Below are 14,093 nucleotides of genomic sequence, written 5' to 3' on the forward strand. Positions count from 1 at the left end.
TCTGGGGGGCTTTTTTAAACTAAATGGACGCTAGGCCATGCTGGAGAGCGCGTCTATTTTCTCCATTTCCTGCCGTACCATTTCCTGCACGGCAGGCAAATCATAATCTGCCTCGGTTTGGATGTGCGGCATAAGGCGCTGCATAATGCTTTCCTGTCGCTGTCCGTTGGCCCAGGCGTCGGCGTAGGGTGTATCCGAGAATGTAACCTGCGAATAGAGCGGCAGCCACTGGTCGGGATACTGGGCCGAAATCTTGCTTTCAATCTTCTTTTGAAGCAGAAAGCGCGGATTAGCTACCCGGTCGCGCATTTCCTCAAAGTTATAAATAGCTAGGTCGGCCATAGCGTCGGCGTTGGGTTTGCGCTGGCGCTGAAACTCGCTGAATACCATGTGCCAGTCCTCGCCGTACTGGTTGAGCAAGGAATCCAGGACGCTGCAATCTTCGAAGCCGGCATTCATCCCTTGGCCGTAGAAGGGCACAATGGCGTGCGAGGCATCGCCCAGCAGCACTATTTCATCTTTGTGCACCCACGGAAAACACTTAACCGTAATCAGGGAGCCAGTTGGGTTTTGGATAAACTCCTCGGCCAGATCGGGCATAAAAGGCACCGCGTCGGGAAACCTTTCTTTAAAAAACTCCTGAACCTGCGGAGCCGTTTCCAGGGCCGTAAAAGACTCCTGCCCTTCGTAGGGAAAAAACAGCGTGCAATTGAACGAGCCATCGAGATTAGGCAGGGCAATCATCATATACTGACCCCGGGGCCAGATATGGAGGGCGTTCTTCTCCAGCTGCCACTCGCTGTTGGGACCCGCCTCAATGGTCAGTTCCTTGTAGCCATACTCCAGATAGCTCTGCGAGAACTCGTAGCGGTCGGTTTTCTGCATGGCTCCCCGCACGGCCGAGTAAGCGCCATCGGCCCCAAACAGGCGCCGGAAGGGCAGCGTTTGCTCCTGATCGGTGAGCGTGTTGTGCATTTCCAGCCGCCGGGCGCGCAAATCGACGTGCTGGCAATGCTCATTGAAGTGCATACGGATGCGCGGATCGGCCTCCGTGAGGTTGAGAAGCGTCCGATTTAGCCCACCGCGCGATACGGAGTAAATAGCCTGATTTTCACGGCCGTAGGGCTGATACGTGAGGCGTCCCTGCTGGTCGTGCATCACGCGCCGATACATGGGAATGGCTACTTCGCGCACCTGCTCACTGATGCCGACGCCCTCCAGGGCCCGCCAGCCTCTATCCGACAACGCCAGATTGATAGACCGACCCTCCACGGCCCCACTCAGGCGCGGGTCGGCGCGGCGCTCATACACATCGACTACGTGGCCGCGACGGGCCAGATAAAGCGCCAGCAGCGACCCTACCAGCCCCGCTCCCATAATGGTACAAGGAGATAGATCGGTGGCAGCCGCCGTGGCGGCGGAAGAAGGCGTACCCATAAGCAAAGAAGCTGAAAGCCGACAAGTAAAGCGACGGGCGGCAAAAGTAGTCGTTTACGACCTATTTGACCCGGCGGACAAACGAATACGCCATAACGGCTGCTGGGAGGCAATTATCTGACTACCGTAGTTGACTTTTGGCCTCAACAATCCGCCTAAAAGTTAGATTCAAACGCGCTTCCACTGGGCGACTAGTTTTTGGCAGAGCGTGTTGCCAGCGCTGCTGGGTGAGGCCGCGCATTACCAACAGGCTGCCGGGGGGCAAATCCAGCCCAAGGGGAGCATGCAGCGGCGTACCAGCGCCGGGTCGGAGCCGGAAACGCCGCGTTGCGCCTAGACTTACGGAAGCAATAACAGGGCACGGGCCCAAATCCGGCTCATTGTCGGCGTGCCAGCCCATGCTGTCCTGGCCCGTGCGGTAGAGGTTGAGTAATACGCTGTTGAACTCCGCCCCGGTGGCATGGCTTACCTGCTGGCGCAGCTGCTGCAAAGCTGGGGTCCAGGGCTGCGGCTCCAGGCTGAGCCCTGAGTAACGGTAGCGAGCATTGGGGTCGCCGTGCCAGGAGGTCAGGCGGGGCTGCATCACTTCCTTGCCAAACATCTTAATAGGTTCGTGACGCCACGGAATAGTATCGAGCAACTCCTGAAGAAGCTCCATGGCTGCTCTGGGGGGCAAAAAGTGCGGATCGAGCAGCACTTCGGCATCGGGCAGGGGCAGCAGCGTGAGCGGCACGGCAATTATCTATGACATTGATATCGATGCCTCACAGCAAATTATTGCCCTGGCAGCTTGCCGAGGAACTTAGCCAGAAAGCTAGCCGCCCATAGCGTCAGGCCAATTTTTATAGCCGCACAAATGATAAAAGGCAACAGCCAGCTCCGGCTCTGATAAGGCGTAGCGCCCACGTAGCGAGGCCAAAACCAGAAGATATACACCACAATGGCCGGCAGATCGAAGAAGGCCCCGAACCAAGGATTTAGTCCGTAGCGCTGCACAACCCAGCTTAGAATCAGGCCACCCACAACTAAGTATGCTATTATAAACAGGACAAGCCGCACGGTAGCATCAGTCCGCTTGAGGGCGCGGAAGTTGAGCGCTAGCAAAGCTCCGCCAGCCAACATCGAGAACACGACCGAAAACAAGGTGATGGTGCTGGGCGAGTATAGCGTTGGACCTATTTCCTCAGCTTCTTCTGCGGCAGTGGCATCCACGGCGCGCTGCTGATCTTCAGCTGTTTGCGCTACCTGCTTTTGAACTTCAGCCTCCAGCTCGGGGCGCAGCTGGGCGTCGTCGGGGTGGGGCTCACCGCGCCGGGCCAGCTCATCGAGTGCCGCCAGCACGGCATCTTCGCGGTACTGGGCGCGGCCGCTCACATATTGCTGGAGTTCAGCGAGGCTTTTGCGGCCCATTTTGGCCACGTAGTCTTCAGTCATCTTAGTAATGAAGGGCGAGGAGGCTGCGAAAAGGGCAACCACAAATTCCTCTACGTAAATTCACTCCAAAACGAACAGCTAACCCACCTTTTCCGCCCACGCGGCCATCAGTTCGCCTACGCGCTGCACCTCCCCAAAGGTATTGTAAAGCGGCACCGGCGCCAGCCGAATCACGTTGGGCTCGCGCCAATCGCCAATCACACCGGCTTCCGACAGGTAGTCGAACAGACCGCGGCCATCCTTATGCACCAGCAAGGAAAGCTGGCAGCCACGGGCATGGGGCTCGGAGGGCGTAATGATTTCGAGGATGCTGGGGGGCAAATTCAGGTTGCGCAGCACAAACTCCAGATAAGCCGTGAGCTGCTCACTTTTGCGCCGAAGTACTGCAATGCCGCCCGCCTCGTCTACAATATTCAGGGCCGCGCGGTGCATGGCCAACGCGATGATCTGGCCGTTGGCCAGCTGCCAGCCCGCGGCCCCAGCCATTGGCTTAAAGCCTTTTTTCATTTGAAAGCGCTCAGAGGCATCGTGGCCCCACCAGCCCGCAAGGCGCGGCAGATCGGGGCGGTTGGCGAAGCGCTCGTGCACGAATGCCCCGCTTACGCCACCGGGACCGGAGTTGAGGTATTTGTAAGAACACCAGCAGGCGAAGTCCACATCCCAATCATGTAGGTGCATGACCAAGTTGCCGGCCGCATGCGCCAAATCGAAGCCCACCGTAGCGCCGACGGCGTGCCCAGCCTTGGTAATGGCTTGCATATCAAATGCCTGGCCCGTGTAATAATTAATACCCCCCAGCAGCACCAACGCCAGCTCATCGCCTACTTCCCTGATTTTGGCCTCAATATCTTCGGTCCGCAAGGTGCGCTCGCCGGGCCGGGGTACCAGTTCCACAATGGCATCATCGGGCGCGTAGCCATGCAGCTTCACCTGCGATTCCACCGCGTATTGATCTGAGGGGAAAGCGCCACCTTCCATCAGCACTTTGTAGCGCGTGGCCGTGGGACGATAAAAAGAAATCAGCAGCAGGTGCAGGTTGGTCGTCAAGTTGTTCATCACAATGACTTCCAATGGCTTGGCGCCTACCAATCGTGCCGTAGAGTCGGCTAGGGTTTCGTGATAGGGCATCCACGGCGACTTCCCGCGAAAGTGTCCTTCCACGGCCTGCCGTTCCCACGATTCCAGCTCCTGCTCAATAGCGGCCCGCACGGTGCGCGGCTGCAAACCCAATGAATTACCGCAGAAGTAGATGCTCTCACCCCCATCCGGCGCGGGCGGAATATGAAACTGCTCGCGGAAGCGGCGTAGCGGATCTTGGGCGTCGAGGGTGGCGGCGAATTCGGGGGTGGCTTGGAAAGTGGTCATCGAAAGCAAAGATAGCCACAATGGGTTTGCTTACCCATACCCGAACAGGCTCTTCTAGGCGGGCACCGGCGCAGGCTTTTCCATCACCGTTCCGCAGCTGCGGCAGGTGCGCAGCTCCTCCGACTCCCAGAAACGGTTCATGATGGAGGGCAATTGCTGCACGATGTCCGTGATTTCGGCGTACTCTTCGTGCAGCTTGGTGCCGCAGTTCTCGCAAAACCACAGGAAGCCGTCCAGCTCGCCGGCCGTGCGGTAGCGCTCCAGCACCAGCCCCACGGTACCGGCCGGGCGCCGGGGCGAATGAGGAACTCCGCCCGGCAGCAGAAACATCTCCCCGGCCCGCACCGGAATATCTACCGGCTTGCCATCCTCAATTACTTTAATAACAATATCGCCCTCAATCTGTAGAAAAAGCTCTTCACCCTCATCGTAGTGGTAGTCTTTGCGGGCATTGGGCCCACCTACCACCATCACGATAAAATCTTTATTATCTGTAAAGACCTGCTGATTGCCAACAGGCGGCTTCAGCAGATGGCGGTGTTCATCAATCCACTGCTGAAAATTGAAAGGACGGGCGAGAGCCATAAGGTTTTGCTGCTTAGTTAACGTAGGCCGATGTAACCGGCAACTAACGGGTCTGTCTTACGGAAGCAACTGATTTGCAGCCACCTCCGAACGCAAGGTTATTTGGGGGGCTTTTTTAGTCGGCAGCCTGAGCGTTGCGGGTCTTTTCTTCCGGATAAGCCATGAAATAATAATTGAGCGACTTCTCGAACTGCCCCACAAACTCAGCGCGGGTGAAAGGCTGCTGTCCGGCCAGCCACCGCGCCATCGTGGACACGTGCAGGCGGCCCTCGCACACGAGCAACTCATATATCTGTTCGGGCCGCGTGCCATAGCAATCGGAGGCGCCGAGGCCGTGCTCAAAAATGATAACCGGCCGGCTCCGCTGAATGGTTTTTACCGCGCCCTGCAATACCTCCAGCTCCGCTCCTTCCACATCAATCTTTATTAGATCGATGCGCGTGCTGGGAGGCAAAATCTGATCAAGCGGCTGTTTCTTCACCGTAATCAAGGTGTCTACTTCATCGGCCTTGTCGTATTTGCGCTTCACAAAGCCGCTATACGCCGGATTGGTGAGCACATAGTTGAAGGACGTTTCGCCGGTCATGTTGCTGAGGCCTAGCTGGTAGAAGTGGCAGTTGGGGTAGCCCGCAAAGTGTGTGGTCAGCTTCTCGTATAAATCCGGAATGGGCTCGAAACCATAGTGTTGGCCCTGGGGGGCATATTTAAGCATCAACTCCAGCACTTCGCCCTTGTGGCAGCCCACATCCACGCAGTTTGCCTGCGGGTGGCACACCGCCCGCAGCACCCGCTCCGTGTCGCGGTCATATTGCTGGTTTTTAGTGAAAGCAATAGGTAAGCGTTTTATAATCTTTTTGGCCAACTCCTTCATGAAAGGGCTCTGAAACTATCGTAGGTAATAAGTAAGGGGCAAAAGTAAACAACTATACCATGCCTGCCCTTACCTCCTGGTTTGGGGTGAAGACGGGAGGCTACCGCTTCGCCATAGCCCTAATACGTTATTGAATTTATTAAGTCGCGCGGCCACCAAACGGATACTCCAGCCATAACCTTCTACTTTCGCGGTGCCGGTTGTTTTAGTTTCTCTGCTTTGGTAAAATTCGATACGCTCTCCATTCTCATTCCCGTCTACAACGAGGCTCGCACCATCACGCAGGTGCTCGATACGTTGCGTGAGGTGGAGTTGGCGGGAAATATTAAGAAGGAAATCATTCTGATTGACGACTGCTCTACCGATGCCTCCGCGGCGCTTATCACTGCTTATGCCACACGCCATCCGGCGCTGAGGCTGCACTTACTACAGCACACAGCCAACCAAGGAAAAGGCGCGGCTCTGCACACCGGCATCCGGGAGGCCACCGGCGACTACATTATCATTCAGGATGCCGACCTCGAATACGACCCCGCCGACTACAACGCCCTAATCGAGCCGGTAGTACGCGGCTTTGCCGACGTGGTGTATGGCTCCCGCTTTATGGGGGGCAAACCGCACCGGGTACTGTTCTTCTGGCACAGCATCGGCAACGCGGTGCTCACCTTTCTCTCCAACATGTTCACTGACCTGAACCTGACGGACATGGAAACCGGCTACAAGCTGTTTCGGCGCGACATCCTTCAGGGCCTGTCGCTCCATGAAAAGCGGTTTGGCTTTGAGCCCGAGGTAACCGCCAAAATGGCGCGCGTTCCCGGTATCCGCATTTACGAGGTCGGTATCAGCTACTATGGACGGACGTACGCCGAGGGCAAAAAAATCAGCTGGCGCGACGGGCTCTGGGCGCTGTGGTGCATTCTTCGGTACGGCCTGATAAAATAGAAAAGCAATCAAAGCCAACTATTTTGATATCAGCAATTTACACCGAAGACGGCTTCGTGCCGAGCTCTTAGGCAAGCCAGACTACTCAAGTAGTATTAGCGACACATCATCAATATACACCGGCACCTCCGCAGTTGCGCGCCATAAGAACACTCTTATTTCGTGGCTGTAGGCAATGTTTTCCGGCAGCTTAATTGTCTTCTCGGCCTTTACCCAAGTTCTATAATCATTTATCATGTTGGTAAGAACAATACCATCTTCAAATATTTTCTCTCCAGTCACGGGGTCCAGTATTTGAAGTTGATAATGAGCTGTGGCTTTATTACTAGGAAGATATGCCCAGCAAGACAGTTTTACTTTATAGGGCTTACGGGCACTTACTTTTCCCAGAAAGTTTCTGAATCCCATGCTGTACTCCTGCGCCTTATCAACCTTGATCGAGTACTTCCCACTATGTGCTTGCTCCGCATTAAGAGAGCCATTAGCTGGAATCCAGCCATCAAAGGCCTCAAAATCATTGGTCATTATATAATTGGCGTTCTTATCATCCTGATTATCAGAGCCGGAGCAGGCAGCGATTAGTGGTAGCAGTAGCAGCAGTAAATATTTTCTCATAAGGTCAAACTGCTAGAGTCGGATTAGGTACTAATGGGAGAAGCAATAAAGTCACAGCTCTTCACAGCTAGCTGTTCTTAGAGCTGTGAAGAGCTGTTTTTTATCATCAAAACTACCTATTCTTCCTAAATAACCTGAGGCTGCTGGAGAGCCGCACGGATGTTTCTTTCTGTATCTTCGCGGCTCTTTGATAGGTGTGTCGCAGTGCTCGTCTCCTTATTTTATGCACTACCGTCCTGGCTTCCGAGCCGCTACTTTAGCCAGTAATACTAGTACTAGTAGTTTGTATCCTGCTTCCTCAGCAGGTTTTTTTTCGCCTACAAATGGGCTCCTACTGCTCTTGCTGGCGCTTGCCTATTTTCCCCTGTATTATGACCTAGGCCGTCATCCAATTCAACTTTGGGATGAGTCGCGGCAGGCAGTGAATGCCGTGGAAATGCTGCGCAGTGGCAATTGGCTGGTAACACACTTTGAGGGCCAACCCGACTTATGGAACACGAAGCCCCCACTGCTGATATGGCTGCAGGCGCTTAGTCTATACTTTTTCGGGTTTTCTGAGTTAGCCGTGCGTCTACCTACTGCCTTGGCTACGGGTGGTACCATCCTGATAGTTTACTTTTTTGCAGCTCGTACCTTACGCCGTCCCTTAGTGGGTTTTTTAGCTGGTCTGGTATTAGTTACTAGCTTAGGGTATGTACGATTGCATGTAGCCCGCACCGGCGACTACGATGCCCTTCTTACTTTCTTTCAGACCCTACTCTGGAGCAGCCTATATCGCTATTTGGTTGCCGGTCGTAAGCGCGAGGCTGCGTTGTTGGCTGTAGCCATTACAGGGGCAATTCTGACAAAAGGCGTGGCAGGTGTATTAGGTCTGCCAGCGCTATTCGTATATGTGCTGTACCGACGGCGGCTAGGGTGGCTGTTACGTCAGCCAAGTTTCTATATGGCAGCGGGCAGCACCGTGCTGATAGTAGCAGGGTACTACGGTCTTCGCGAATGGGCGGCTGCTGGCTACTGGGCGGCGGTGCAGCAGAACGAACTTGGGGGCCGTTTCGATACAGTATTGAGTGGTCATCAGCATCCCTCGGATTACTATATTTTAGCCATGCAGGAACTGCGCTTTACCCCTTGGCATTGGGTGTTGCTACCAACGCTGGTGTTGGCATGGAGCCAGTCCCGTCGTCCGTTGCAGCACGCTGTGGTGCTACTGGCCTTGTTCAGTATAGTTTGGCTCGTTGTCATTAGCAATGCACAAACAAAGCTTGAGTGGTATGATGCACCTGTATATCCAGCTCTCAGCTTGTTAGTAGGCTTGGGCCTTTGGTGGCTGGGGCGCGCAGTAGTTCTAACCTACTTTGCTACACCACACAGCAAGTGGTTAGGGGCGTCAGCACTGCTAATCTTTGTTTTTTATGCGCCCTACCAACGAGTACTGGAGCAAATAAGAGAGTACCGATATAGCGACTATGGCCTTGGGCCTAATGCTCGTATTGGCAGCTACCTCCGGCAGCTACATCATGATCAGCCGTTAGCCGACAGCCTACAGGTGCTTTACCCCGGCGGTTATGATGCCCGGCTTACCTATTATCAACTTACGTCTACGCAGCGTTTTCAGAAGCACGTAACTATAATATCACCCGGAGCGCAAAAAACCCTGCGCCCACGCCAAGTAGTAGTAGTATGTGACCCGAATGAGGCGCTGCGCCTCGATTCGCTATACCAAACTGTGCCTTTGCACAGCGCTGAAAACTGCAATACGCTGTTGATTTTACGGTCCCGCTAAAGCTTATGGGGTTTAAGGCTCAACGCTTAGTTTCACATCATCCAAGTAAGCCGGAGCAGTAGCACTAGCCCGCCATAAATAGATTCGGACCTGATCCATAGGATCTAAGACTGTAGGTAGGGTCAACACCTTGCTTACCTGCTCCCAGGAATTGACCTTGTTGATGTCAATCTTCTCGTAGAAAACACTGGTCTGATCAGCTCGTGTGATTTGAAAAACTAGAGCTGCAGCGCTTGGCGCAGTCAGATACCCCCAAGCTGTTAGACGCACTTTATCAAAACGCTTAGGCGAGAGGCGGGCTAATTGATTCGTGTACGTCTGGCTGAACTCCATATTTTGGTCAACTTTAATCGAGTATTGACCGGTATGCGCTTTCTCTTTATTCAGTGACGGGTTCTCAGCTACCCACCCTTCAAAGTCCTCGAAGCTGGTAGTGAATAGCACCCGATCAGCAGCAACTTCAGGAATCTTTTCCTTTGTCTTATTAGCATCATGCGAGCAAGCAGTCATTAAGAGAGCAAGGGCAATCCAAGTAGTCAGACGAGGCATAAATGAGGTGAGTATACAAAAACGCAGTTTGAAGCAAATATAGACCGATATGCCACAACTGTAGCTGAAGGCTATCGGTCCCAATTCTGTAGTTTTGTTGCCATTCGCTGTTCTCTAGCCGCCTCATTTAACTAGCTAACAGCTTTTGTTCTCCTACTTTTTCTTGTGATTTCATTGAATGAATCTATCTCGTCGAAATGCGCATTGGCTTGGCATGGCTGGGGTTGGGCTAGCTGCTGCCGGTTTACTCACTGTGCTTTTCTCCTTTGTCCTAGCTAACCCTAATGACTATTTCTTTCTCGCAGCTGGCGATGGACTTCAGAGCTATTATGTTACTGCCTTTTATGCTTTCTATGACGCTGGCATTCACTTCAGCGGAATGAACTATCCCTTTGGGGAAAACTTCACTTATCCTAATTTACAGCCACTCATTGCGTTGTTTATTAATGGGTTGCATCGCATGGGTTTGCCAGCTGCTGAGCGCACCATAGCCATCACCAATCTAGCGGCGCTATTGGGCGTGTGGCTTACTCCGCTGGTTATATATGCTATTTTGCGGCGTTTGCATATGCCAATTTTGTATGCTGGCCTAATGGCTTTGCTGATCGGTTTTTTATCGCCCCAAATCCAGCGCTTGGGTGCGCATATGTCGTTAAGCTACCCTTGCTTCGTGCCGATATTATGGTACTGTATTTTACGGATGCAGGAGGCTCCGCGCCAGTTCAGGTGGTATATTCTGTTTGGAGTAAGCAGCCTATTGATGGGACTAGTTCAGGTGTACTTTTTGGCCTGTGGTTGCTTTTTCCTTTTGGCCCACGTGCTTGTACTGAGCTTTCAACGTCCGCGCCCTATAGCATTGCTATGGCGTATGGCTTTAGCTGCACTATTGCCCTTGGTGCTCTTTCGAAGCTGGCTCTGGCTTACAGACTATGTCACTGACCGTCCACCGAATCCTTACGGCTTTCTCGTATACAAGGCAACGCCTAGCGGCGTATTTACCCCAGCCTTATCGCCCATGCGCGAGGTGTGGACGGCACTATTACCTGCCGGTGATATTAGCTTCGAGGGCATGTCCTATGTAGGGCTAGTAGCTACTGGGGTACTACTCGTTTCGGGTATGCGTGTGGCACAACACGTGTGGAAGCGGCGCGGCCATAAGTTACGCCTCCGACGCGCAATGCCTACGCCTTTGTATACAGCGCTTTGGGCGTCGGGCCTGCTATTGATTTTCTCCTTCGGAATACCCTTTATTTTCCCAATGTTCTCGGGCTTAGAAAAGTATCTAGGTCCGTTGAAGCAACTACGGGCCTTAGGGCGTTTTGCCTGGCCCTTCTATTTTGTCTTTACTACCTACACAGCTTACTACTTATATCGTCTGTGGCGGTATCAGCGACAACGCAAAGTAGCGGTGCTGGCATTACCCTGGCTACCGCTGTTGCTGTTATTATGGGCTGGAGAAGCCTGGATAAATATTGCCACAAAAGCGAAGGAAGTAGCTCAGGGGGCCGGCGCACGTGCCTACATGAGCCGCGAGAATAATCTACTGGTTCAGCATTTGAGTTGGGCGAGCCGCCAGCCCAGCGATTTTCAGGCTATTCTCCCGTTGCCTTATTTTAATAATGGCAGTGATAAGATTGCTTTACCCGGCTCAGAATCTTCTATAGCCCAGGTTTATAAACTATCAATTGCAACAGGCTTGCCCCAATTGTCCAGCTACATGCCTCGGGCTTCTGTAGGGCAGGTGCTGCAGCACGTGCAATTGCTGAGTAGCCCATTGCTGGATAAGGACTTAGTGAGCCATTTCCCTTCACCTAAGCCTATACTGCTTTTGGTAGCTGAGGGCGTGCTATCGCCGGCTGAGCAGCGCTTGGTAAGCTTGGCCCGTCCCCTTATCTCATCGCCTGAGGTGAAGCTGTATGAATTATCGTTGGCGGCTTTAACAGCAACAACTCGGGCCCAGGAAAAGGCCAAGGCCGCCAATCTGCTGCCTACACTGCCAGTGCGTGCCAATGGGGTGCGGGCAACCACCTCAAAAGGTGTATTTCTGCAATCCTTCGATACTAGTCCCGATCGTCGGGGACGGCTGGGAGCTGGAGCTTTTTACGAGCCAGCAGAGAAATTCTCCATCCTATATGATGGCCCCGTTCCCGCACCAGCCGATACGGGCCGCTATGAAGTCAGCGTCTGGATACATGGCAAAATGGATGAAGGGTACGGCAATATGCAGGTAAAGCAATATGCTGATGGCGCTTTAATAGATCACCAATTAGCTGATGCCCGGTTAAGCACTGATATTGATGGCGACTGGGTGCGGGTGGCGCTCCCTATTCGAGTAAAACCACGAGTAGACCGCTTAGAGGTGTTGTATGACAATAGCGAATTGCTCGTTGATGACTTGCTTATTCGACCGCTGGATACAGATGTGTACTGGTATGACGAGCAGCGCCGTTTAATCTTAAATGGTTACAGCATAGAGCCTTGAACCCCCACTTGCTATTATAACTATACTTGGTATTATAGGTGGTAACTCTTAGTCATAAACTGATAACTACCTTTGTATCCATTGTGTCTATTGACGTAGCTTACTAGAACCTTCCACATTATCTATCTTTTGCTTAGCCTCCCACCACAACATGGATTTAGCTTATGAAGTCACTTATCACCAATTAGAAGAGCAAAATTGGTGGTTTGCCAGTCGCCGAGACATGGTTTTTGATATAGTAAAGCACCTAAAACTCCCTTCTACTGCTCCTATTCTTGAAATAGGTTGCTCTGGGGGGCCTTTGTTGCTGGCATTACGTGCGGCAGGCTATAAGCATCTAAAGGGGATTGATGTAAGTGAGAAAGGCATCACACTTGCTCAGGAACGAGGGTTGACAGATGTCGCTGTAATGGACGGCGCGCACTTAAGCTTTCCGGACGCTTCATTCGACTTAGTCATTGCCTCTGACGTACTTGAGCACATAGAAGATGAAGCGCAAGCTCTACGCGAGTGGCGTCGGGTGCTTCGTCCAGGTGGCCGCCTACTGGTTTTTGTTCCGGCCCATCAATACTTGTGGAGCCGGCATGACGAAGTAAATCATCACTTTCGCCGTTACTCGGCCAAGTCACTGCGTACGGCCATTACAAAGGCTAGCTTACGGGTCGAACGCCTAGCATTCTGGAATTTCACTTTGTTTTTCCCGACTGCTATGGTCCGCCTGATGCAGCGGGTATTACCAAAACCTGAAGGCCCGATTACGGGCGACCTGGTTCCTTTACCACCCTTGGCTAATACGGGGTTGCTTCGCTTAATAAAGGCTGAAAACAGGTTGCTGCGGGTTTTAAATTTTCCTGTTGGGGTAAGCGTCTTTGCTCTGGCGCAGAAGGCGGAATAACTTTACAAGCATCTCAACATTTTGAAAAACAGATATTTAACACCTTCTACCAAGTAGGTTTAACCTTCTTACTATCCGCATAGCGCTCGTTTTGGCACTTACTCGCTTCCTACCTCCGACTACCTGACTTATGGACTTATCTATTATTGTTCCCATCTATAACGAAGAGTCAAACATTGAAGCCCTCTACAAGCGGTTGCGCAGCGTGATCGACCCAATGGCTGTGCAATACGAGTTCATTTTTATTAATGATGGCTCGCGCGACCGCTCCTTAACTTTAATTCATGATTTAACGGCTAGCGACCCGCAGGTTCGCTACATTGATTTCAGTCGTAATTTTGGTCACCAGATTGCCGTCACTGCTGGCTTAGACTTAGCAGCAGGCGCGGCTGTGGTAATCATTGATGCTGACTTGCAGGATCCTCCCGAGTTAATTCCTAAGCTGTACCAAAAGCTACAGGAGGGCTATGAGGTAGTATATGCCAAGCGTCGCTCACGCAAGGGGGAAAGCGCTGCCAAGAAGTTCACAGCCAGATTATTTTATCGGGTATTGGCTAGTATTACGCACATATCCATTCCAGTAGATACGGGAGATTTTCGCATTATCTCACGTAAAGTGGTGAATGCGTTGAAGCAAATGCCCGAACAAAACAAGTTTATCAGGGGGCAAATTTCCTGGATTGGCTACCGTCAAACCTATCTAGAATATGATCGGGCCGAGCGGGCAGGTGGGGCAACTGGCTACACGTATCGCAAAATGATCCGCCTGGCATTAGATGGTATTACTGGCTTCTCAGATGCGCCTTTGAAAGCAGCAACCATAGGCGGATTTATCGTGTCGGGAGTTGCCTTTTTGGTAATGGTGTATACGCTTTATGCCCGATTTATAACCAAAGATTACGAACCTGGTTGGTCGTCTCTCATGGTAAGCATTCTGTTTATGGGTGGCATTCAGTTAATAGCCATCGGTATAATCGGAGAGTACATCGCTAGGCTAAGCGCGAACGTAAGGCAACGACCTCTGTACATCATCTCTGACACTAATATCCCACTGGAAGAAGTTCCCACTCCAACAATGCCTTTAGCTCCGCATAATAGCTAGTAGGGGCAATTCATTAATTCGAGAACCCTTCTA

At 52.4% G+C, this 14,093-nt stretch carries 13 protein-coding genes; 5 read left to right on the top strand and 8 right to left on the bottom strand.

All coding sequences use genetic code 11. The annotated features are described in order from the left end of the window. Positions 1-30: 30 nt before the first annotated feature. From IEW06_RS04565 to IEW06_RS04590, 6 genes are all read right to left on the bottom strand, one after another. Complete coding sequence (locus IEW06_RS04565) at positions 31-1,437, bottom strand: FAD-dependent oxidoreductase (RefSeq protein ID WP_187733699.1); 1,407 nt, start codon at positions 1,435-1,437, stop codon at positions 31-33. A gap of 121 nt (positions 1,438-1,558) precedes the next feature. Then, the gene (locus IEW06_RS04570) at positions 1,559-2,170 is read right to left on the bottom strand and encodes an alpha-ketoglutarate-dependent dioxygenase AlkB family protein (protein ID WP_187733698.1); all 612 of its coding nucleotides are present in this window, start codon (positions 2,168-2,170) and stop codon (positions 1,559-1,561) included. Between the two features lie 41 nt (positions 2,171-2,211). Beyond that, complete coding sequence (locus tag IEW06_RS04575; RefSeq protein WP_187733697.1) at positions 2,212-2,871, bottom strand: hypothetical protein; 660 nt, start codon at positions 2,869-2,871, stop codon at positions 2,212-2,214. A 78-nt stretch (positions 2,872-2,949) separates the two neighbouring features. Further along, positions 2,950-4,236 carry a kynureninase gene (gene kynU / locus IEW06_RS04580; protein ID WP_188547557.1) on the bottom strand — a complete coding sequence of 429 codons (1,287 nt, stop codon included), beginning with the start codon at positions 4,234-4,236 and terminating at the stop codon, positions 2,950-2,952. 54 nt (positions 4,237-4,290) lie between these two features. Next, positions 4,291-4,821, bottom strand: coding sequence for a 3-hydroxyanthranilate 3,4-dioxygenase (locus IEW06_RS04585; protein WP_187733696.1), 531 nt, complete (start codon positions 4,819-4,821; stop codon positions 4,291-4,293). A 115-nt stretch (positions 4,822-4,936) separates the two neighbouring features. Continuing rightward, entirely contained in the window at positions 4,937-5,692 is a 756-nt protein-coding gene (locus tag IEW06_RS04590) for an FkbM family methyltransferase (protein WP_187733695.1), read from the bottom strand. Between the two features lie 219 nt (positions 5,693-5,911). On the opposite strand from IEW06_RS04590, the gene IEW06_RS04595 reads away from it, so the two are divergent. After that, on the top strand, positions 5,912-6,634 hold the full coding sequence (locus IEW06_RS04595; RefSeq protein ID WP_187733694.1) for a glycosyltransferase family 2 protein: 723 nt from the start codon (positions 5,912-5,914) through the stop codon (positions 6,632-6,634). Between the two features lie 81 nt (positions 6,635-6,715). Here the strand turns inward: IEW06_RS04595 and IEW06_RS04600 are convergent, their stop codons facing one another. Beyond that, positions 6,716-7,249 (bottom strand): carbohydrate binding domain-containing protein, encoded by a 534-nt coding sequence (locus IEW06_RS04600; protein WP_187733693.1) that lies wholly within the window; start codon positions 7,247-7,249, stop codon positions 6,716-6,718. A gap of 223 nt (positions 7,250-7,472) precedes the next feature. Between IEW06_RS04600 and IEW06_RS04605 the strand changes: the two genes are divergently transcribed. After that, positions 7,473-9,032: an ArnT family glycosyltransferase gene (locus IEW06_RS04605; protein ID WP_188547559.1), complete on the top strand. Its 1,560-nt coding sequence runs from the start codon at positions 7,473-7,475 to the stop codon at positions 9,030-9,032. A 12-nt stretch (positions 9,033-9,044) separates the two neighbouring features. On the opposite strand, the gene IEW06_RS04610 is transcribed toward IEW06_RS04605, so the two are convergent. Further along, entirely contained in the window at positions 9,045-9,581 is a 537-nt protein-coding gene (locus tag IEW06_RS04610; RefSeq protein ID WP_187733691.1) for a carbohydrate binding domain-containing protein, read from the bottom strand. 214 nt (positions 9,582-9,795) lie between these two features. Between IEW06_RS04610 and IEW06_RS04615 the strand changes: the two genes are divergently transcribed. The 3 genes from IEW06_RS04615 (at position 9,796) to IEW06_RS04625 (ending at position 14,060) form a co-directional block, all read left to right on the top strand. Further along, on the top strand, positions 9,796-12,063 hold the full coding sequence (locus IEW06_RS04615) for a DUF6311 domain-containing protein (RefSeq protein WP_505693219.1): 2,268 nt from the start codon (positions 9,796-9,798) through the stop codon (positions 12,061-12,063). Between the two features lie 151 nt (positions 12,064-12,214). After that, positions 12,215-12,958: a class I SAM-dependent methyltransferase gene (locus tag IEW06_RS04620; protein WP_188547560.1), complete on the top strand. Its 744-nt coding sequence runs from the start codon at positions 12,215-12,217 to the stop codon at positions 12,956-12,958. 130 nt (positions 12,959-13,088) lie between these two features. Continuing rightward, positions 13,089-14,060: a glycosyltransferase family 2 protein gene (locus tag IEW06_RS04625; protein ID WP_187733688.1), complete on the top strand. Its 972-nt coding sequence runs from the start codon at positions 13,089-13,091 to the stop codon at positions 14,058-14,060. Positions 14,061-14,093 lie beyond the last annotated feature (33 nt).

Origin of the sequence: Hymenobacter qilianensis, assembly GCF_014638675.1 — a bacterium.
GTDB lineage: Bacteria > Bacteroidota > Bacteroidia > Cytophagales > Hymenobacteraceae > Hymenobacter > Hymenobacter qilianensis.

Coding starts and splice junctions, on each gene's coding strand:
- IEW06_RS04565 (WP_187733699.1), bottom strand. CDS start 1,437: ATGGGTACGCCTTCTTCCGCCGCCACGGCGGCTGCCACCGATCTATCT.
- IEW06_RS04575 (WP_187733697.1), bottom strand. CDS start 2,871: ATGACTGAAGACTACGTGGCCAAAATGGGCCGCAAAAGCCTCGCTGAA.
- kynU (WP_188547557.1), bottom strand. CDS start 4,236: ATGACCACTTTCCAAGCCACCCCCGAATTCGCCGCCACCCTCGACGCC.
- IEW06_RS04585 (WP_187733696.1), bottom strand. CDS start 4,821: ATGGCTCTCGCCCGTCCTTTCAATTTTCAGCAGTGGATTGATGAACAC.
- IEW06_RS04590 (WP_187733695.1), bottom strand. CDS start 5,692: ATGAAGGAGTTGGCCAAAAAGATTATAAAACGCTTACCTATTGCTTTC.
- IEW06_RS04600 (WP_187733693.1), bottom strand. CDS start 7,249: ATGAGAAAATATTTACTGCTGCTACTGCTACCACTAATCGCTGCCTGC.
- IEW06_RS04605 (WP_188547559.1), top strand. CDS start 7,473: ATGCACTACCGTCCTGGCTTCCGAGCCGCTACTTTAGCCAGTAATACT.
- IEW06_RS04610 (WP_187733691.1), bottom strand. CDS start 9,581: ATGCCTCGTCTGACTACTTGGATTGCCCTTGCTCTCTTAATGACTGCT.
- IEW06_RS04615 (WP_505693219.1), top strand. CDS start 9,796: ATGGCTGGGGTTGGGCTAGCTGCTGCCGGTTTACTCACTGTGCTTTTC.
- IEW06_RS04620 (WP_188547560.1), top strand. CDS start 12,215: ATGGATTTAGCTTATGAAGTCACTTATCACCAATTAGAAGAGCAAAAT.
- IEW06_RS04625 (WP_187733688.1), top strand. CDS start 13,089: ATGGACTTATCTATTATTGTTCCCATCTATAACGAAGAGTCAAACATT.